At 31.8% G+C, this 18,894-nt stretch carries 19 protein-coding genes; 12 read left to right on the top strand and 7 right to left on the bottom strand.

Annotated elements, in window-relative coordinates; translation table 11 throughout:
- Positions 1 to 65: 65 nt before the first annotated feature.
- From H0I26_RS19165 to H0I26_RS19150, 4 genes are all read left to right on the top strand, one after another.
- The gene (locus H0I26_RS19165; RefSeq protein WP_218700432.1) at positions 66 to 944 is read left to right on the top strand and encodes a phosphodiester glycosidase family protein; all 879 of its coding nucleotides are present in this window, start codon (positions 66 to 68) and stop codon (positions 942 to 944) included.
- Positions 945 to 1,079: 135 nt separating this feature from the next.
- Entirely contained in the window at positions 1,080 to 1,769 is a 690-nt protein-coding gene (locus H0I26_RS19160; RefSeq protein ID WP_218700431.1) for a hypothetical protein, read from the top strand.
- Positions 1,770 to 1,794: 25 nt separating this feature from the next.
- Positions 1,795 to 2,202: a type VI secretion system tube protein TssD gene (tssD, locus tag H0I26_RS19155; protein ID WP_218700430.1), complete on the top strand. Its 408-nt coding sequence runs from the start codon at positions 1,795 to 1,797 to the stop codon at positions 2,200 to 2,202.
- Positions 2,203 to 2,381: 179 nt separating this feature from the next.
- On the top strand, positions 2,382 to 3,074 hold the full coding sequence (locus H0I26_RS19150; RefSeq protein WP_218700429.1) for a uracil-DNA glycosylase family protein: 693 nt from the start codon (positions 2,382 to 2,384) through the stop codon (positions 3,072 to 3,074).
- Between the two features lie 120 nt (positions 3,075 to 3,194).
- Here the strand turns inward: H0I26_RS19150 and H0I26_RS19145 are convergent, their stop codons facing one another.
- From H0I26_RS19145 to H0I26_RS19115, 7 genes are all read right to left on the bottom strand, one after another.
- On the bottom strand, positions 3,195 to 5,441 hold the full coding sequence (locus H0I26_RS19145; protein ID WP_218700428.1) for a hypothetical protein: 2,247 nt from the start codon (positions 5,439 to 5,441) through the stop codon (positions 3,195 to 3,197).
- Complete coding sequence (locus tag H0I26_RS19140) at positions 5,438 to 6,097, bottom strand: DUF1266 domain-containing protein (RefSeq protein ID WP_101020587.1); 660 nt, start codon at positions 6,095 to 6,097, stop codon at positions 5,438 to 5,440. Before H0I26_RS19140 ends, H0I26_RS19145 begins: the two co-directional genes overlap by 4 nt.
- A 3-nt stretch (positions 6,098 to 6,100) precedes the next feature.
- Positions 6,101 to 8,590 carry a hypothetical protein gene (locus H0I26_RS19135; RefSeq protein ID WP_218700427.1) on the bottom strand — a complete coding sequence of 830 codons (2,490 nt, stop codon included), beginning with the start codon at positions 8,588 to 8,590 and terminating at the stop codon, positions 6,101 to 6,103.
- A gap of 52 nt (positions 8,591 to 8,642) precedes the next feature.
- Entirely contained in the window at positions 8,643 to 9,707 is a 1,065-nt protein-coding gene (locus H0I26_RS19130) for an SMI1/KNR4 family protein (protein ID WP_218700426.1), read from the bottom strand.
- 120 nt (positions 9,708 to 9,827) lie between these two features.
- On the bottom strand, positions 9,828 to 10,964 hold the full coding sequence (locus tag H0I26_RS19125; protein WP_218700425.1) for an adenylosuccinate synthetase: 1,137 nt from the start codon (positions 10,962 to 10,964) through the stop codon (positions 9,828 to 9,830).
- The gene (locus tag H0I26_RS19120; RefSeq protein ID WP_218700424.1) at positions 10,965 to 11,828 is read right to left on the bottom strand and encodes a hypothetical protein; all 864 of its coding nucleotides are present in this window, start codon (positions 11,826 to 11,828) and stop codon (positions 10,965 to 10,967) included.
- Between the two features lie 2 nt (positions 11,829 to 11,830).
- The gene (locus H0I26_RS19115; protein ID WP_101021048.1) at positions 11,831 to 12,181 is read right to left on the bottom strand and encodes a hypothetical protein; all 351 of its coding nucleotides are present in this window, start codon (positions 12,179 to 12,181) and stop codon (positions 11,831 to 11,833) included.
- Between the two features lie 183 nt (positions 12,182 to 12,364).
- On the opposite strand from H0I26_RS19115, the gene H0I26_RS19110 reads away from it, so the two are divergent.
- From H0I26_RS19110 to H0I26_RS19075, 8 genes are all read left to right on the top strand, one after another.
- Positions 12,365 to 13,270 carry a DUF6892 domain-containing protein gene (locus H0I26_RS19110; RefSeq protein ID WP_218700423.1) on the top strand — a complete coding sequence of 302 codons (906 nt, stop codon included), beginning with the start codon at positions 12,365 to 12,367 and terminating at the stop codon, positions 13,268 to 13,270.
- Positions 13,271 to 13,473: 203 nt separating this feature from the next.
- On the top strand, positions 13,474 to 14,115 hold the full coding sequence (locus H0I26_RS19105; protein ID WP_218700422.1) for a hypothetical protein: 642 nt from the start codon (positions 13,474 to 13,476) through the stop codon (positions 14,113 to 14,115).
- A gap of 73 nt (positions 14,116 to 14,188) precedes the next feature.
- Entirely contained in the window at positions 14,189 to 15,346 is a 1,158-nt protein-coding gene (locus H0I26_RS19100) for a DUF4831 family protein (RefSeq protein WP_218700421.1), read from the top strand.
- Between the two features lie 453 nt (positions 15,347 to 15,799).
- Positions 15,800 to 16,507 carry a DUF1963 domain-containing protein gene (locus tag H0I26_RS19095; protein WP_101021047.1) on the top strand — a complete coding sequence of 236 codons (708 nt, stop codon included), beginning with the start codon at positions 15,800 to 15,802 and terminating at the stop codon, positions 16,505 to 16,507.
- 16 nt (positions 16,508 to 16,523) lie between these two features.
- Entirely contained in the window at positions 16,524 to 17,045 is a 522-nt protein-coding gene (locus tag H0I26_RS19090; RefSeq protein ID WP_218700420.1) for a hypothetical protein, read from the top strand.
- Positions 17,046 to 17,065: 20 nt separating this feature from the next.
- Positions 17,066 to 17,824, top strand: coding sequence for a DUF2314 domain-containing protein (locus H0I26_RS19085; protein ID WP_101020567.1), 759 nt, complete (start codon positions 17,066 to 17,068; stop codon positions 17,822 to 17,824).
- 20 nt (positions 17,825 to 17,844) lie between these two features.
- Positions 17,845 to 18,264 (top strand): hypothetical protein, encoded by a 420-nt coding sequence (locus H0I26_RS19080; protein WP_218700419.1) that lies wholly within the window; start codon positions 17,845 to 17,847, stop codon positions 18,262 to 18,264.
- A 12-nt stretch (positions 18,265 to 18,276) separates the two neighbouring features.
- Positions 18,277 to 18,882 (top strand): SMI1/KNR4 family protein, encoded by a 606-nt coding sequence (locus H0I26_RS19075; protein WP_218700418.1) that lies wholly within the window; start codon positions 18,277 to 18,279, stop codon positions 18,880 to 18,882.
- Positions 18,883 to 18,894: the final 12 nt, after the last annotated feature.

Below are 18,894 nucleotides of genomic sequence, written 5' to 3'. Positions count from 1 at the left end.
TTAGTGTGATGACATCAGAAAAATGTATAGTTTTACTGTAATTTAAACAATAAATAAAAAGTAATATGAATAACTTAACAGGAAAAATAAATCTTTTAGGATATAATAATCGGAATATCATAAAAATCTTTTTGTACCTAATACTTGCGGCAAGTACAATCATTTTTCTATCCTCTTTCAAATTTTCTGAAGACACTATTGTTTGGGATAAAATTGATGACGGTTTGTATTATGCAGAATATAACGCTCCGATACAATCTAATTTTGGAGATAGTAAAATTAATATCTTGAAAATTGCTCCATCGTTATATAACTTAAATTTATTAACAGCTCAAGAAAATGAAGCGCAAACTAGAACTGCTAAAGACTGGTCTAATCAAAAAAAACAAATAGCTGTAATTAATGCCGGAATGTATATGACGGACCATTCTACAAATGTGGGATACATGAAAAATTTTGATGTTATTAATAATGGAAGGGTCAGTCGTGATAATACCATCGCAGCATTTAATAGAAAAAATGATAGTGTTCCCGAATTTCAGATTATTGATCTAAAATGTCAAAATTGGGAACAGCTAAAAACGCAATACAATTCATTTACACAATCGATAAGAATGATGGATTGTAATCAAAACAATAAATGGAGCCAACAAAACAAAAAGTGGAGTATGGTTGTTATTGGAAAAGATAAAAAAGGTAATGTGTTATTTATTTTTGTGCGGTCGCCTTATTCAGTTCATAATTTTATAGATATGCTTTCAAATTCCTCTCTTGATTTATATAACTTAATGTATTTAGAAGGTGGGCCAGAAGCCTCTTTTTATCTTAACCATAATGGAACTAAGGTAGAGCGAATGGGGAGTTACGAAACTGGTTTTAATGAAAACGATAAGAATAACGATTTTTGGAAAATTCCAAATGTGATCGGAATCTCTAAAAAATAGATAGCCGTAAAAGAGCCTTATTTCCATTTTGCTCTGAATGTTTTAATTGGGGTATTATTTAATATCACTGAATACAGTGAACATGTATCCTATAGAATTCGCCAACTTTGTGGTATTACTTAAAAAAATACGACTATGGATTTTAAAACATTATTACAATTACCTGTACTAGATATTAACCAGGTTATAAGTTTACTTCAGGAGATCGCAGATAAAGAGCGCAGTAAGGAAAAACCGAGTATGCCAAAGGTTTCTATTAGTACGCAGGCTGGTCATGTTTCTGGGTATTTTGTGAATTACAACAGTGAAAAGCGTACAATTTTACTATGTGATTTATATGATCGTAATGCCGAATTGCAATACATTCAGTCACATGCTATAGCTTCTATTTCCTTGACTAATATCAATAATTATACTTATCTTTTTTCTGATGGAAAGATTGCTTTTATGCCGCCAGCGAATGAAATACCGACCATACTCCAACTAAAAAAAGATCTGAAAAATGTAGAAGTAGAGGTGAAGGCTGCTTTAAATATAGAAATCGCTATAAGTTTTAACTACGATGATACCCCTAGTGATATCGAGAAGTATTATGCCGCTAAAGGTATAGCGTTGTTAAAAGAAACAATAACTAGTCTCTCTGAAGATAAATTAGTAAAAACGACATTTACAGAAATGATTACGACTGTCGATTTTAAATTAGGAACAGAGAATAAAGTGGTATTAAAAAATAAAGGACTCCTGATAACTTTAGATATATCTAAAAATTTAAAAAGTGTAGCTTCTAAAACAGAGTTGCAAAATAAAATAGAGCAATGTCTATAAAATAATTATATAATAAAACATACTTATGAAAGAAGTAAAACCAATAGAGCGAATAGAATTATTAATAAAAAAAGAAGCTAATACTGAAAAGTTATTTACGTTGAATCAATGTGATTATAATTTTTCATCTAATTATTACTCAGAGCAAGATGAACAAGATCGGACTTTAGATGTTAATCTTTCTGGCGCTATCAATGAGGATGTCGATACTTTCTTTTTAGAATGGATTTCTAATCACCCCGGTGATTGGTCTGGATCGTTAAAAATTTATCATCAAAACCAAGAGGAACCTACTGCCTTCTTTAATTTTGAAAAAGCGATAGTAACTAATCTTAATCAATCTTTTGTGGCTGAAGATGAGTACGCGCGATCTTATTCTTACTTCAATGCTATTCTTAAAGGTGTTGTTTTAAATGATGTGAAAATTAATTAAGGTATACTCAAATAAAGTAACAAAACGTCTTTAGATTTTTTCTAAAGGCGTTTTTTTAGTGCATATTTTTACTGAAAATTGTATTTGTAAGCTGTTAATCCATTATTTTAACCAATATTGAAATCTTGGCACTATAAAGAGATTAACAGAAATAGCTCTATTTTTACGTAATACATATCATGTTTAAACATACGCATCCATACCAACCTTTTATACAAAAGGATACCCAAAAGTTAATTGTCGGGACATTACCTCCTCCACGCTTTACAACAGGCGACTTATTGGAAAAGGATGTTGATTTTTGTTATGGGAGTTACTACAATAGTTTGTGGCTGTTTATCGATAAAATTCATGATTTAGGTCTACGTTTTGATAATTCTCAAGAAGCTATTGAAGAGCGGAAAGCATTTTTAATAACACATAAAATAGGAGTCTGTGATATTGTGGATAGTGCCGAACGCAAAAAAATTGATGCATCAGATTTAGGAATGACCAATATTAAACTAAGAGATGTTATTGGGTATTTGAAAAAATATCCAAGCATAGATACGCTGCTTTTTACAGGAGGAAATAGTAAAAATGGGCCAGAGTATTTTTTTAGAAAACATATAAAGGATTATAATATCAAGTTAGAATTGGTTAGTAAAGTAACTCCTAAGATTCATCAATTTGTGATGCCTAATCTTATGGCAAAAAAGGAAGAATCTCCTAATCAAAAAAGAGTCATTAAAACGGTATCCTTAACCTCTGGTTCTGGAGCCGCAAATATAGCAATAGGCAGCAATCCACTATATAAACAACTAAAAGCTAGCAACCCAAAATTTAATACGTTTGACTTTAGAGTACTACAGTATCGTGAGTTCTTCCAATAAAGGATTAGTGTCTAGGTAACATTCTTTTATGCTGTATTCATTTTTTTTGCCAATTTAAAACTATCTGATTATTTTGTCGCATTCCCGACAGTGTATTCTGAGGGAAATGTATTGTAAATTTTAAAAATAGTCAGCTCTTATTGTCGATTTTATTTCTTTTAACATTTCTAGCTCTCCGTTTTTAAATTCAATATTTAATTTAGAGATGCTTTCTAATAAATTATGTTGAAGAAATAGATCATCTTTAGAATGCGTTTTTGCAATTTCTAAATGATCCAATAATGCCGTGTCTGACGGATTATCTTTACTTAAAAACATAGCGTTGTATTTGGTGTAGTCTTCTACGTTGTCCAATCCTTTTGAAGCATCTTTAAACGCTTTCAACATCATATGATATTGGTCTTTAGGGAAATTAATAAATGTTTTTTTAGGATAACTTTGCAGTAGATTTTGATACGCAGTTATAGTGTCTTTATATCTTTTATCTTGTTGTAATGTATTGGCATAATCAAAATCTAGTTGCCAGCTTCGAGCTTCTGGAACTTCTTTTTTTATGGTTTCGCAAAGCGAAATAGTTGCCTTATTATCAAAACCTGCTGTTAAACAATGTAATGCTAATTTTAAATAACAAGCTTTGTTAGTTGATAGCTCTGCTGCCATTTTTAAAGATTCTGCACCAGCAGTGTTATCTCTCAACATCCATTGAATGAATCCATTGTTTCTGTATTCACTGAATGTCGTTGGGTTATCTATTAAATCAGCTACTGTAACTTTACCTAATGCTTCCGGGGTTTCTAGAAAAGTATAATAACAAATCCATTGAAATACAGGACGCAGTTCAGATGATAATTTACCGTGTTCAAAATTATAGATAGCGTATTTATGACATTCTTCATAATCTCCCATTTCTACAAGTGCTTCCACACACATATTCATTGTACCGCAGTAATCATTATCTCCAACTTCATAAAAGTCAATTTCTGCATGCATATCTTCAAAAAAGGCCGTGTAATTATGGTTTCTTCTATAAATAATCATTCGTAAATTATACAACCAAGGGGCAAAAGAATGTTTTGGTAGCGGAAAATCTGCAAGCGCTTCATTAATCACTTCAAGCGCTTCGTCAAATCTATGTAATCTAAATAATGCACGTGCTTGAAAAAACAAGGTTTTAAGTGTTGGTGTTTCTCTGCGATGAAACTGTACCACGATATCTAAAATGCCTTGCCAGCTTTCTATTCGGCCATTAACCTCTAGTAAATATTGCAAATACTCACTCATTCTGAGTCCGTTTCTAAAAGCGTCGTGGTAAGCATTTCCTGTTTGGTTATAGTCTTCGTCAAGGAAAAAGGACTTCGCTTTTAGAACATGAAGTAACGGGTTTTTAGGGTTTAAAGCTAAACCACGTTCAACACAAACCTCAATAGTTTGTTTGTTTTTTGTATGATAATATCCCGAATTTCCTATCAGTACATATTGATGCTGTGCTGATTGCCAACCTGAGTTAGCTAAGGCTTTCATATAGATTTGATACTCCTCAAAATTAGTGTAGTTTTCTTCAGGGAATTCCGGTTCAGGTGGTGTTGCTACTATTTGAGATACAAAATCGTATTTCATAAAATTCTTAGCAAAATCGGCTAATAATAAACGTGTATGATCCGTTAAATCAAAATGTTTCCATTCTTTGTCCCATAATTTTTTTATTTCTGCCGACCATTTTGTCCAAATCTCGACTTGTATCATGGCTAAGTTTTTACCAGCTTGATCTAAGCGGTCATCTAATTGTAAACCTTTTAAAACCGTTTTATTATGTGTTGCCGATGCTAAATCTAGTAATTCAAAACAATCTGCTTCTTCGGAAGACGCACATAATTGTTCTAATTGAGCCGATTGAATATCCCAAAGTAATAATCGCGCTTCTGTTAATGCAGGATAACATTCTAAAATATATTTAAGCGTAATAATAGCTTCTTCAAATCGTCTGTCTTCTTGTAATTTTAATGCGTAATGGAGGTGTAAGGTTTCATTATATGAGTACGTCATTAACGCCGTTTCATAAACCCATTCTTTACATTGTTTATAGTAGCTACACACATATTCGTAATCGGAAGGTAATACTTCATTTATATCGATTAAAGCTTGTAAATAAGACTCCATAACGTCCATATTTATCTCTTCAAAAGCACCAAGATAAAGCATGTAAATACGATAATATCTAGCATTATCGGCAAGATTGTTATCTCCTAATACGTCAAAATTTTCTTGAATATTACTTATTACAGATTGTAAAGGCGCATAAAGATTGGCTTTATAAAGTGCTTCTGCATGCTCAATTTGTTTTATAACTTCTTTTCTTGTTAAACTCATTTTTTCCATGTTTTAAACCAATCGGCATGTTCTATATGTAAACGTTGGTAGCATTCCCAAAGCGTTGCTGTTCCTGGAAATTTGCTAACATCTTGTTCTGTTGCTCCCAAAACGTATTCATCGCCTAAACATACGTTACGGTGAAAATCGCTCCAACTTGAAAAGGTCGATTTTATAGTGTCATTAGCTTCTTCTAAACGTAAAATTATTTCATCTGTATCCATAAAACCTAATACGTGACCTAAACGCATTTGAAAAATATAGTAGGCCATTTCGTATCCAATAAGTTTCTCTTTTCTTAAGCTAAAACGGTATTTCCACACCATTTTATAGATGCCTTTTGTTATTTGATTTTCTTCAGCATTGTATTTGGCATCAAAGTCGGTTGTGGTACTCATACGAAACTCTGAAGCAAGTTTTTCAAAATTATGAGATACCATTTGTCCGTTTTCATAACGTTGTAAACTATTACGTAAATGCAAACCAGATTTTATGCCAAATAAACTTAAAAGGCGTTTAGCTTGCTTTACATGCATTTGGTTTTCTAAGTCAAAACCAGACCAACTTGTTAAATCTGCGTTTTTATAATTTTTCTTTAAAATCAAGGCCGATAAATTTAATTGGTCTTGTATTTTGGGTGTGATCTCTTGTGTCATTTTCTAAGCGTTTAAGTCGTCAACAACTTGTAATAAAGCGGTTGTTAAATGATCTGAATAGGCTCCAGATTTTGCCATTGCTTGTAATCCCATGCCGTATGAAGGTGCCATTTGAGTGTCTTTTACTAAGTGTATAAATAAACTTCGGCAAAGATTTCCGTAGGTTTCTTGTGCTGTTCCTGGTGCTAAATTGGTGTCGAGTAAAGTCATATAAAGTGCCTGACCCATTCGTACTTGCATTCCTGTTTCATCATCAAGTAACCAAACTTTAAATTCTTCTATTTTTTCATCTAAAGGTTGTAGAAGTTCGGTGTCGCAACTTCCGTTTTCACTATAATGTTCTAAATTATGAAGTACAGCATCAACATATTTTTGGTTAATTTCTGTAACTTCCATTTTAAATGTAATGGTTTGAGAATTATCAACAGCTGTGGGTGTTTCTGTTATTGTTTCTCCTTTAAAGTGAATATTATAAAAGGCTTCAATAGCAGTTACTAATTCTGTTTGATTATTGAAGTCTGCGATCGTACTTTGACTATAATCAGAAAGAAACTTAGTGGTGTTTACGATTAGTTTATCTTTTTTTAATTCACTTAGAAAATCAGTTAAATACACTTCAATTTCTTTAGAAATTTCGGCGAAAGTGACATTTTCAGAAGTTTTAATTTTACATTTTCTATGAAAAGTGATGATACGATTGATAGCCTTATCTAAAAAATAACTAGTATCATCTTCGCGATTATTAAAATAGGTTGCGGTTCTTACGCCTTGCGTAGTTAAAAGATCGGAAACCCAAACAGCTTCTTGTCTAGAACTGTAATAAAAATCACCTAAATAATTAAACCAGGCTTGAATAATATTTAGTTCTAAAGGGCGCGCTTCATTGATGTAATGTCCGCCAGTAAACGTGTTACAAATTTTGGCAACACAAGCATCAATACTTTTAAGCGCTCCAATCTCGTTTACACGAGAATAATTTCCTGGTTCAACACATAAAGTAATGAGTGTTTTTGTGATTAACGGTAGGTTTTGTTTTCTAATATCGTCTCTAACATCTCTTGTAGAATACGCCATTTCTAACAAATACAATTGTAAAATTTCTTGCTGTTCTGCGTTGTATAAATTAAATAGTTGCTCGCGAGCATCATAAAACGTGCGAACTAAAAACTGATTTAATGGATTTTTAATACTTTCTTTAGTAAAACCATGAAGAAACCCCTTTAAGTTATCTTTAGTTTGAAAAACGTTTTTAATTAAAAATTCACCTGTCATTTGAAAATCCTTGTGATCAAAACGCATCACAGGAAGTTTTCCTTGTCGCTCTTCAATCAATAGATCTGAAAAAATGATGTTGTATGTTTCTGTTTGGTTTTTAATACCTGATTGTGGATGGCATTTATCAAACCAAAACGGAATGCATTGTAAAGGAAGTGCTTCTGCTGTATTTTCTGTAAAAATTAATTTACCATAATCTTTAAAAGCTTCTGAGTGAAAATTACTTCCCCCATCGGCAATTAACCAATCTATAAATCTTAAATAGCAAACATCTAATTGTTCTTGCGGTATATTTTTATCTCGATTATTAAACAACAATGTATCGCCTGCATCCCATAACAATTTAGGCCCTAATGCGGCAATTAACGGGTAAAAACCTTCAGACGTTTTTAAATTAAGTAATTCTAAACTTTTAGTGTCTCCAAAAATTAAGCGTTCTTTTATCGCTTTATGCGCTTCAAAAATAACTTCTAAATTATTGTAATAATAAGCTGCTAAATCTGTAGTAAACCAAGGCAACATTAAATCGTAAGCACTAGTAACATATATACGACCGACAGGTAATATGTGATGAAATTTTGTAATGAATTTACGCCAATCATTATCAAAAAAATGTTGAATGAAAGCATTATCTATTTTAAACGGAAATTTAGTTATCGTTTTATCTGAATGGACAACCGAATACGTTTCGTTTAAAATTTGATATCTAATACAAAACTGAATTAAAAAGTCGGCACTCAACACGTCTCGAATATCAAAAATACGGTCTATTAAAAAACTAGCGATAGGAAGGGAAGCTTCCGATTCACTTTGTACTAGCATTTTTAAAACTTGAAAGATTTGTGTTTTTAAATCTTCAGAAACAGCGTCGGTTTGTAAATAACTCAGACTAAAAGTTAAAAACTCGACGAGCTTATTGGCGCTTTTTTCGTCAGGAAAAAATCCTTTTTTTAATAGTGGTAACCACGAAGCGATAAGCTCTAAGCCTTCTTTTTCATCGCCATATACCTTCGGATGAAAATAAATATTTTGTGCTACGTTTTCTGTAAAACTAACAATGGTATTTTCTGAATCACTATTCTTTTTAGCCTTTTTATAAGCATCAGTATCTGTAGCATCCATTAATTCTAAAATGTGAAGTATGGCTTTTACCTCGGAAGGAACTAAAGAGGCTAACTTTAATTTGGGTACTATTTTTTCTTTAAATATCGCAGACATGTGCAAGGGGGGATTCAAATTTAATATTCTTGTTTTTGAAAAAACATTTGCTTTAAGGCCTATTAGTTATTACTAAACCATTCTCATCTTCCATTTCAACTTGTTCTCCTAATAAGCTTTTGATAAAGGTGTTTAAACTGTCTGCTTCAATATAACCAATGTCTTGGTCGGCACCAAAACGAATAACTTGACCAGAAACACCCATAGTATTTGGAGCAAAATCTAATGCTAAAAAATTACCGTTTTCTAAGTCAAAGAAGGGGATCCAATAAGGGGTTGTGTACATAAGTAAGGTTTTGCCTTTGTTTGTACTGTATGTATCTAATAACTCGTCCTGTGTCCAGTTGTCATAAACATTTTTCCAACTTTTCCATTCTTTTACTATTTTTTCGGCACTCATAATTGGAAAGTTTTCAACACCATTGTGTAACGATAAATAATCTTTTATTAACGAAGGAAACGGGAAGTTGGCTTCTTTTTCAAATGCATGATAAATAGCCTCATTATTTTTTGGAGGAAAAACGTTTAGTGCTTTAATGTCTATAAGTTTTTTAAAGTTTTGGGAGATGTCTTCAAAATTACTGTTGGCATTTAATTGAATGAATGGCTCTAGAAAATCTGCTTTTTCTTTGGCTAATTTTTCAGCAATAAATTGATTCGGAATAAATTGAGTAATAAAGGCACCTGTGTCTTTATAAATTAACCCTTCTGTAATATTTGAAGTTGATTGACTACTATACAAATTTTCTGCAAAAGAATAGATTTTAGGCGTCGTTTTACCCGCATCGTCTTTATCAAGGTCTATGTCATCAAACCATTCTTTAAAAATTGGAGTGTTTTCAATTTGTAAGGTTAAGATATTTTTACCTTCCAAAAAGGCAATACCATAAAAATTGGTAGTAGATATGTTGTCAGGAGTAATGACTAATAGTTTGTAAACTTCTTTGTTTGAAAATTCTTGCACAGCTTTTAGCAGGGCATCTCTAAAAGAAAAACTATTCTTGTAGTGCTCGGGGTTTTCTAGTTTAACAAGTGTGTCTATGGCGATTGGATCAAAATTAAAATCATTCCATTTCATCTCCTTTAAATTAGCTGTATATGCAGTAATATTTCTCATTTCCGATTTTTATTATTAGACTGCTAAGGTACTTGGCTATATGGGTCGGACTATCCCCGAAAACGATGATTTTATTTATTACAAGATATTTTTTAGCAAGTAAATAGTAATAGTTTGCTTTTACTTACAACAAGTTTTTTTTATAAATTGACGCATGGGACCATAACTAGCATAAGTGGATTTGAAGTTAGTCGTTATGCTTTTAAGTAAGTCTGAGAGAGAAAAATAAGGGAGTTGATCAAGACAAGTAATAATTAAGTTTTTAGATATTTTTAAATCCTGATGATGAATAGCATCACAACTTAAAGCATAATTAAGTAATTCTGGTTCTAAAGATTTGGCTCTAAATTCACCTTGAAATTCATTAGTTATATTGGCTTCATTCTCATTGTTTTGTAATGTTACAGCAAATGTATCAGACATTGGTCCGTTTCCATGTCTAGTTTGATAACAACGCGTAACGTAAAATATATCAATTTGTGTTGTATTACTTAAATGTGTTTTTATAAGTTTAATGGCATTTTTAGAAGAGGTGTAGCTCCAGGTAGTGTGTGGATAAAATCCATGTTGGGTATCTAGTAAAATTCCCTGGCTGCCCTCAAAAATAAAATGCTCAAATGTTGTCGCTAATTCTGAAAGCGACGTTACACTATAAAACTTTTTAATATCTAAACAACTGTCTGTAAAATAGTTTTCGTTATACTCCTTTAGTTCATTTTTATAATACTCCTGTACCGATTTTGGCTGACTTTTTAGCTTTGTTTCGTAATAGGTCTTTATACTTTGTAAGCGTTGTTTTAAAACCCATTTAAACTGTAAATCGTTAGCATACAAATAAACTTCATCTTTATTTCTAGCAATGGTTGTTCCAAAACCTAAGCCACAAGACCCATGGTTTTGTAGTTTTTCTAGCGCTCTGTTATAGGCAATATCATAAAAGGTAGTAATCATCGCTAAGGGATGAAAATATAATTTAGGCTGATAGGTTTTTAAGAAATCACCTTCGTCTAAAATAGCAGGTGGAAATAGGGTCGTATGTTCCGAGTAATACGTTGGAACTCCCAATAATGTTCCGGAACCAAAATTACTAAAGGTATGCGTGAGCTTATCTGTGCTTACTGTGTGCCCAATTTGATGACCACCAGAAAACCGAATCACGACACTTTTTTCAGGATGTTGAGATGCCAGAAAATCGGTAGTTAACCCTTTTCCAGCATCTCCAAATCCTAAATCTATAACTATACTGCACTTTGGCATTTATAACATGTTTTCTACTTCTGTATTATCAGAAGCTGTATTGGTGTTTGTTGTCGCGTTATATGGTTTGTGATTTTGAATAACCACATCCGCAATACGTTTTGCTACCGTTTTAAAATCAGGAATTTCTATAAAATGGTCACCTAAAAGTGCTTTCCAATTTCCTTTTCTTCGGTGTTGCTTGGCATAATCATTATGCTCTAAATGCAAATGAAACACATTATATTTTTCTTGAGCTTCTTTTATGATAGCTTCTGTAGTAATGGTTTCTGCTTCATCAGCACAGGTGTATCGTTTAATGATTTCTGCTGGAATCGTAGGAAAGACAGGCTCATCACCAATGGTGAATAAAAAACCTTTTTGTTGTCTTTTTTCCCAACAATCAATAACGGTATGACGTGCCGCAAACAAATGTGCCAAGTTGTAACCTTCTTGATTGTTTCCGCCACCGCCACTTTCTAAATAGACGCGTGTTAACCAACGGTCTAATAATTCTGCAGAAGACTCAAATTGTCCAACTTGTAAAGGCGCGCTGTCATAAATAAAATCTCCAATACCTAAAAATAAGACTTGTGGATCTTCAATCCCAGCTTCCATTAAAGAACCAATAAGGTCTGGTAAGGCTTCTTTTACAATATGTTCTGGCACAAAACCCATACTTCCAGTAACATCTAACGCTACAATAATAGATACGGTTTCAGGATGTTCTTCAGAATCTCTAGATTCTCTTACAACTGCTTTTACAGGATCCATTTCTGGGTCTATTTGTCGAGATGTAAATATCTCTTCTCTAGACTTGTTACTGTAATCTTTCGTTTTTCGTAAACGTTTATAAGCATCGTTACTAAATCTTCCTCCTCCCATAATTATAATTCGTTTATGATTCCACCAAATAAGTGCGTGTAGCGCTTTTTAGCTAATTCTAATTTAATTTCTAAGTTTCTAATCTTAACAGACATTTCTAAGTCTTTGGTTACATAGTTTTTCGCATCAAAATCTGAGGCTAAAACTAAACTGTTTGCGTCTGTCGGACTCATGTCTAACATGTTTTCTTGCTCGCGTTTTAAACGTCTTAATGATAACGCTAAATCTTCTGTTTCGCGTTTGTACATTAATTGTGCATCTTCTGCAATAGCATTGGCACGATCGTCTCTTATTTTTTCGTTATTACGCTTTAATGAATCTAAAAAAGCAGCACTTTTAACATTATCTTCCATAAAAAAAAAGTTTACAACAAAGTTAACCATTACAACTTGCTTTTTTAATCACTGAAAAGGGTGATTTTAGTTTTTATAGACAATATTAATTTAATATACGTTTTTAGATGTCCTAATATCTCTGAAAAAGGAGTCTTAATTTACTTGTTAAGTGATTATCTTTGGTGTTATTAAAATGCACTTATGACAACAATACACTTATCTTCAACTGAATTTCTAATTAATTCAATTTCTATTACATTCCCCGTTTCTGTAACAAAATTAATAAGTAGTTTGGATAATGATTTTAGAACATTTAAAGCGAAAAACAACACTGTTTTTACATGGGATGATTTAGGGATTTTAGGATATTCTGAAAACGGAGAATTTATAGATTCCCTAACTTTAGAATTCGAACCAGATGCTTACGATTTTAGTCCAAAACAAAAATTCTCTGGAGCGTTTTATTTTAATGATGAAGAGATTACGAGTTATTATAAAGACCATAAATCAGAACGGGTAGAACTGTTTGAAGGTGATGATTGTGGTGCGTTGGTACAACATAATATTAGTGCTTGGTTTGATGTTAATGATACTAATATTAGTGCTATTGAAATAAGTAATTACGAACCATATCAACGTTCGACAGGTATTGCGGAAGATAAGTACACTATAAAACAACTTGCTGAAGAACAAATCACGTTTACAGATTTAGGATTTAAACTGTCTATTATTGAAGAGTTAATGTATGTGAAGGAATTATTGCAACCTAAATTTGATATCTATGAATTTGCAAAGTGGTACAAAGACCGTAAAATAGATATTGATGAAGAAGGATATGAACCTATTGCTGAGGTTGTACAATATTTTAAAGATTTACCAATACCTAAAAAATTAGCTTCGGAAATCACAGAAATCTATCAAGATGGAGGAAACGATATTTATATGAATTTGGCACCTTTTTCTGGTGGCAGTGAATCCGATTGGGATATTGAACTTAGTACTGATGCTAAACAGTTTCCTAATTTAAAAAAAGTAACACTATGTTATGCAAAAGAGCATGTTTATAACGAGTTTGCAGCAATGGGTATAAATACGGAATGGTTATAATCACTTAAGCTTATATCTGTAAATAGTTATTTATACTTAAAAATAAAATTTAAAATTATAAAAAGCACGCTAATTACTGCGTGCTTTTTTTTGTGCTTAAAACTTAGAAAGCTATTTCAGTATTTATTGATATCACTGATTTCAGTGATAAGTAGGGCCCACATTAATCCTAATTTTGCCATGTAAACAATAACAATAATATTATGGGATTAACAATTTCAAGTGGAATTTTAGTAGACTTTATAGAGAAAGAGCCAGAAGGATATGAAGCTTATAAAAATATTTTTGAAAATATAAATGTGATATTGGCTTCTAATAATTTAGAGCCTCATCAAGAGCCTGATGTTCTAGAAAATACACCTTTACATGTCGGTGGTTTTTCTTATAGTTTTTTACATCATTTAAGACGTTTTTTAGCTCATACTTGGGCAAACGAAGATAATGATGCTTGGTCACCTTTGCCTTTTTCCGCAGAAGAGGATCCAACAGAAGATCCTATTTTAGAGGACCACTATTCTTATATGTCTAGCCACTTATTAACGCATTCAGACTCTGAAGGTTTCTATCTTCCTGTAGAATTGCCAGAAGTCCTTTTTAGTACTGATGAAGCACCTGTTCCTGGAGCAATGATAGGATCATCTTATAATCTTTTAAAAGAATTGAAAGATGTAACAACGTCTTTAGGTATAAAATTAGGCGAAAATGACACCATTACAAATTTATCAGAATTAAATGTAATTATTGAGAATGAGGGGCCTTTTTGGATTGAAATATTAGTTTGTGTTACGCTTTTAGAAGCTGCTAAATATAGTATTACAAATAAAACAGCTATTATTTTTAATTAGACAAAAATCACCTAATTGCAAATTTTACAATAAGCAATTAACCAATTATAATTTTTAATAAAACGTATTCACATTGAAAACACTTCAGCCTTATTTTATCTTATTACTCGTGATGCTTTCATCTTGCAGTCAAAAAAGCTACACAGCACTTTATAATGAAAATTCTATTTTATTAGGAGATGAAGTCAAGTATCATTTATCAAAAAATCTTTTAAAATTAGAGATTGTTTACACTCTAAATGAGCCAAGAGTACAAAAAAATGGTTTAGATCAACCATTGGGATTAAATGGGAGCCAGGTAACGATAGAAGACCCCATTAAAATAACCAAACTTTTAGTAGCAGATAAGTCTCAAACATTCTTTATTAAAGGAAAGCAGTTGTCTGATGCTTCTTTTGTTAATATTGGAGATAAAGCAAAGGATGTTATTATTAAAGATAGTGTCACTATTTCTTCTGAAAATATAGAAGCTGTTAATAAGTTGCAACTAGCCTTTTTAACGGACTCTAATATAGAGGTAGGGGCTTATAATTCTGTGTTAGAAATAAAGAATAATATTTCAAAAATTAAGACTAAAGATGAGGCTGAATTCACATTAAACTTACTGCAGTTGTACAAAGATCAATCCACTCGAGCCAGTAAAGATTTTAAACCATATATTAAAAAATCTAAAATAAGATATACGGTTATTATTGACCCATCTCAACTTTATTCTAATCCTGGAAATTGGTCTAAACTTAAGGGGGATAAAATCAGCCATACTATTGCTCCTAAACATCTTTTTAAAGATAAAGCGGTTTTGAATGATGTTATAACTATAGAAGTTCAAAAACCAGAAACAGCTTCATTCTCAGAATTAATTAATCAAAAGTCTTTAGAAGGTATTGTTTACCGAAGCCCTGCTTTAGGAAAGGTAACAGTTTCATTAAATAAACAGGCACTTGTAAAAGGTTCGTTAACAATAGCTCAATTAGGAACCGTTAAAATAATTGCTGTAAACGATTTAAAAAACCAAGCAAATTCATCTGTTATGTTATTCAAATCAAAAGGAGAAAATAATTTACAAGTTAAAAATGATAAACTTTTTAAACTTCATAATACAACAGAACATTTTGACGCAAATGAAACTGTAGAAGCATCACAAAAAGTGATTAGGCGTGAATATGAAAATAAACTAAAGAATATTGATTTACTAATATTAAAGCTTCAAGAACTAGAAAAAGAACTGTAAGTTGTTTTTGTAAATTATCAAATTACTAAAAATCGGTATTTAAAAACATAAGTAAAATTTCACCTTTGTTAAAGTTCTAGAAATACTTAAAGGACAATAAATATTGTAAGTTTAGATAAAATTATTAAAGGAGGGAAATACGATTTACATAAAAAAGAAGCCTATTTAAAATCTATGATGTTACCCTCCATAACAATAGAACATGAGAATTATTCAAAAGAATTTATAGGCTTATGTAAGCAGGGGCATTCAGTTATTCCTGAATCCTTTTAAGTAGCTAAACATGAGTTTGATGATTATCGTTTTACATTACAGATTAATTTTTATTCAAAAAACGTAATAGATGTTTTTTGGACTGAAGACGGCATGTTTGGAAACCATTATTTAGTAACGCATTTTCATGATAGCAAAACTTTTGATGACACCACAATATTTGGTCAAAAACAAAAAAAAATGACAGTAGAAGACCTGAAAAATAAAATTGCTAAACCTGTAACTAAACTTACTACTGGAGGCTTTAGACCTAAAAATACTATTGAAGAAAGTTGGATAGGCAAAGTGTTTGCTTATCATGAAGACGAAGAAATTCCGAAAGATAAAAACGGAGACTTAATGGTTCCTTTGGCGCAATTTTATCTTCCTAATTTGCCTTATGTTCACCCACGTATCAGTAAGACAAAACTAATAACTGTTTTTATTACTGGAGAATTGCCAGAATGTTTTGAACCAATGGGAGAGAATTGGGTTATAAGAGAATATGAAAATTTAGACACGATCAAAATTAAAAAATTAGAAAACCCTAATTCATTTTTAAAAGCATTTCCGCTACAGGCAGAATTAGACGAAAATGATTTTCCCTTATGGGATGGTGGTGGTTTATCTATGGAAGATGAAGCAGAAGTTTTAAAGCTCGAAAATGAAGGCATTATTGAAGATTATTTTGATATCACCGAACATATATACGACCATAAGATAGGTGGTTATCCCTCTTTTTGTCAATCTGGAATTGGTGATTCTGATGGGTTTGGAGAAGGGTTTCAGTTTGTTTTTCAGATTTCATCAGATGAGAAGGCCAATTTTAACGTGATAGATAATGGTAGTTTAATGTTTGCTAAAAATAGTGACACTAATCAATGGAGCGTTTATTACGATTTTTATTAGTAACATAAATTATGAAATGAAAAACGAAAAAATAGAACAAGCTTATCAAAGTACATTTTCAGGATTAACAATGTATTATAGAGATTGCGAACTTACAGAACATTTAATTTCTGCCTATAAAATAGACCAAATTATACAAGAAAGAGGGTTTGCAGACGTGTCTAACCATGCAGAAGGTTTAAGTAAAAATGTTAGGTTTGCCATTGCTTCAAATGCAGCATCAAATTTAGGCGAAATAAATCTTGATGTTGCAAAATATGGATTTCATATAATTACTTCTGGTGCTTATTTTAAGGTGTTAGATATTTATAAAATTGGTAATAAAACACAAATTATGCTTATGCATTTTAATGAAAACTATTTAGACGTTTTCAATACGACAAAATCCAATATAGAAGATAAAATAGTATTGGTAGGTAGAAAAAATTTAGAGATTAAAATCAAAATGCAACCCAATGCAATTTTAAATAACGAAGAATGGACAGAGCGCACAAAATTCCCAATAGGAATGACTGAGTCTGGTACTTTTTTTAAATAAAATAAAATTTAAATCAAATTATGAAAGAAGATAATAAAGCTATTTTTTACGCAAAGCAAAACAAAAAGATGGAAGACGCCTATGTTAAAGCACAGACAACATTTAATTACTTCTGGCGTGAAGTGTACTGGGAAGGTAAAAGAGTTGTTCCTGCACACGATTTAGCTTTAGTGAAAATTCCTTTTCAACAAGTCATTGAAGGTAGAGAAGCGCCTTTGGTAGAGCATATGTGGATTAGCGACATTGATTTTGATGGTGAACTAATTACTGGAGTTTTACAAAACGCACCAAATAAATTAACTAATGTTGCGGAAGGCGATACTATTACCAGAAAACTATCAGAAATTTCAGATTGGATGTTATCTATAGACCGTAAAACTTACGGCGGATATACCATTCAAGTACTACGCTCTGGTATGACAGAGGAGGCCAGAGTACAACACGATAAGGCTTGGGGATTAGATTTTGGTGACTACAATACTATTTTAGTGGCACACTTACAAGAAGAGGAAAAAGAGAATCTTATTGAGCACCCAATGAGTAAAGCTATGGAGCAACCTGCTAGGGATTACTTTACCGGGAATTTAGATGTTGTAAAGGCTGCAGATGAAAATGGAGTAACCAGATTACATACCGAAACTATTGCGGGAAATGAAACAGCAGTAAAGATTTTGTTAGAACTAGGTGCCGATAAAAAGGCTAAAACCAAAACAGGAAAAACAGCTTTAGATTTTGCTACAACTTTAAATTGGTCACACCTTATACCTGTTTTACAATAATGTAACGCGCCATTTTTAAAATGAAAACAAAATTCATATCCATTTTTATAGGGGGTTTATCCATTCTTGCACTTTCTTGGTCGTTTTTTAATCATCAGGAAAATGCAAGTCTGGATTTAATTTTTGATAAAAAAATTAATGATGGAGATCTTGTTTTTCGCTCTGTTAATACAGGGGATTCCGACGCAATACATTATAATGAATTTGGAATTATCGAAAAGTCATTAGGAAAACTTTATGTTTGGGATAACCAAAATGCACTGAAAAGAAGTTTTCAAGACTGGGTAAAGGAAGGAAACGGAGGCCATATTAAAGTGTATAGCATGAAATCGTTAGATTTTGATATCAATAAGCAAGAACTGAAAAATGGGACATATAATCATGTAATGAATTCTGATGCTTTAGAGTTTATAACTGAAAATAAACAAGTCAAAAATTAAAAAAAAGATGAAATGGATACGATAGCAGATAAATACATTTCAGGACTAAAAAGAGCCTATTATAATGCTAAAGGCAAAGACATTTGGGACCATTTTGAAAACATAAAACACGGTGCATCTCAAGAAGATTTAGATAAACTTAAAGCAGCTTGTCCTAATATTTCTAACGCATTAATTAATCTATTACAGTATGTAGATGGCACGTATTGGAGAACCTATGGTGACGAAGATATTGCTTTTACCTTATTAGGGTCTGATTTATCTAAACGTCGATATTACTTATTATCCTCTCAACAAATTCTAGAAAATCAAGATGATGCCCCATATAATTATCAAGATTATTTAGATGGCGAATATGATGGTGTAGACATAGATGAAAAAATCTTAAAAAATGCAAAGGACCTTAATTGGCTTCATTTTTCAGATTGTACAAATAATGGTGGGACTTCTCAACTTTACATAGATTATAGTCCTTCAGAAAAAGGAACAATAGGGCAAGTAGTGAGGTTTCTTCATGATCCAAATGAGTTTGAAGTGATAGCGAATAGTTTTGACGCATATTTACAAATGCTAATAGATTACGAATTCCATTTTATCCGTGAAGATAATTTAGATTAGTACTATCTTTAA

Source organism: Olleya sp. HaHaR_3_96, assembly GCF_019278545.1.
In the GTDB taxonomy this organism is placed as follows: Bacteria; Bacteroidota; Bacteroidia; order Flavobacteriales; family Flavobacteriaceae; genus Olleya.
This window is presented reverse-complemented; position numbering and strand designations above follow the sequence as displayed.

What these genes read in the sequence shown, in the direction of transcription:
- H0I26_RS19165 (WP_218700432.1), top strand. Translation starts at nt 66, where the DNA reads ATGAATAACTTAACAGGAAAAATAAATCTTTTAGGATATAATAATCGG.
- H0I26_RS19160 (WP_218700431.1), top strand. Translation starts at nt 1,080, where the DNA reads ATGGATTTTAAAACATTATTACAATTACCTGTACTAGATATTAACCAG.
- tssD (WP_218700430.1), top strand. Translation starts at nt 1,795, where the DNA reads ATGAAAGAAGTAAAACCAATAGAGCGAATAGAATTATTAATAAAAAAA.
- H0I26_RS19150 (WP_218700429.1), top strand. Translation starts at nt 2,382, where the DNA reads ATGTTTAAACATACGCATCCATACCAACCTTTTATACAAAAGGATACC.
- H0I26_RS19145 (WP_218700428.1), bottom strand. Translation starts at nt 5,441, where the DNA reads ATGAGTTTAACAAGAAAAGAAGTTATAAAACAAATTGAGCATGCAGAA.
- H0I26_RS19140 (WP_101020587.1), bottom strand. Translation starts at nt 6,097, where the DNA reads ATGACACAAGAGATCACACCCAAAATACAAGACCAATTAAATTTATCG.
- H0I26_RS19135 (WP_218700427.1), bottom strand. Translation starts at nt 8,590, where the DNA reads ATGTCTGCGATATTTAAAGAAAAAATAGTACCCAAATTAAAGTTAGCC.
- H0I26_RS19130 (WP_218700426.1), bottom strand. Translation starts at nt 9,707, where the DNA reads ATGAGAAATATTACTGCATATACAGCTAATTTAAAGGAGATGAAATGG.
- H0I26_RS19125 (WP_218700425.1), bottom strand. Translation starts at nt 10,964, where the DNA reads ATGCCAAAGTGCAGTATAGTTATAGATTTAGGATTTGGAGATGCTGGA.
- H0I26_RS19120 (WP_218700424.1), bottom strand. Translation starts at nt 11,828, where the DNA reads ATGGGAGGAGGAAGATTTAGTAACGATGCTTATAAACGTTTACGAAAA.
- H0I26_RS19115 (WP_101021048.1), bottom strand. Translation starts at nt 12,181, where the DNA reads ATGGAAGATAATGTTAAAAGTGCTGCTTTTTTAGATTCATTAAAGCGT.
- H0I26_RS19110 (WP_218700423.1), top strand. Translation starts at nt 12,365, where the DNA reads ATGACAACAATACACTTATCTTCAACTGAATTTCTAATTAATTCAATT.
- H0I26_RS19105 (WP_218700422.1), top strand. Translation starts at nt 13,474, where the DNA reads ATGGGATTAACAATTTCAAGTGGAATTTTAGTAGACTTTATAGAGAAA.
- H0I26_RS19095 (WP_101021047.1), top strand. Translation starts at nt 15,800, where the DNA reads ATGACAGTAGAAGACCTGAAAAATAAAATTGCTAAACCTGTAACTAAA.
- H0I26_RS19090 (WP_218700420.1), top strand. Translation starts at nt 16,524, where the DNA reads ATGAAAAACGAAAAAATAGAACAAGCTTATCAAAGTACATTTTCAGGA.
- H0I26_RS19085 (WP_101020567.1), top strand. Translation starts at nt 17,066, where the DNA reads ATGAAAGAAGATAATAAAGCTATTTTTTACGCAAAGCAAAACAAAAAG.
- H0I26_RS19080 (WP_218700419.1), top strand. Translation starts at nt 17,845, where the DNA reads ATGAAAACAAAATTCATATCCATTTTTATAGGGGGTTTATCCATTCTT.
- H0I26_RS19075 (WP_218700418.1), top strand. Translation starts at nt 18,277, where the DNA reads ATGGATACGATAGCAGATAAATACATTTCAGGACTAAAAAGAGCCTAT.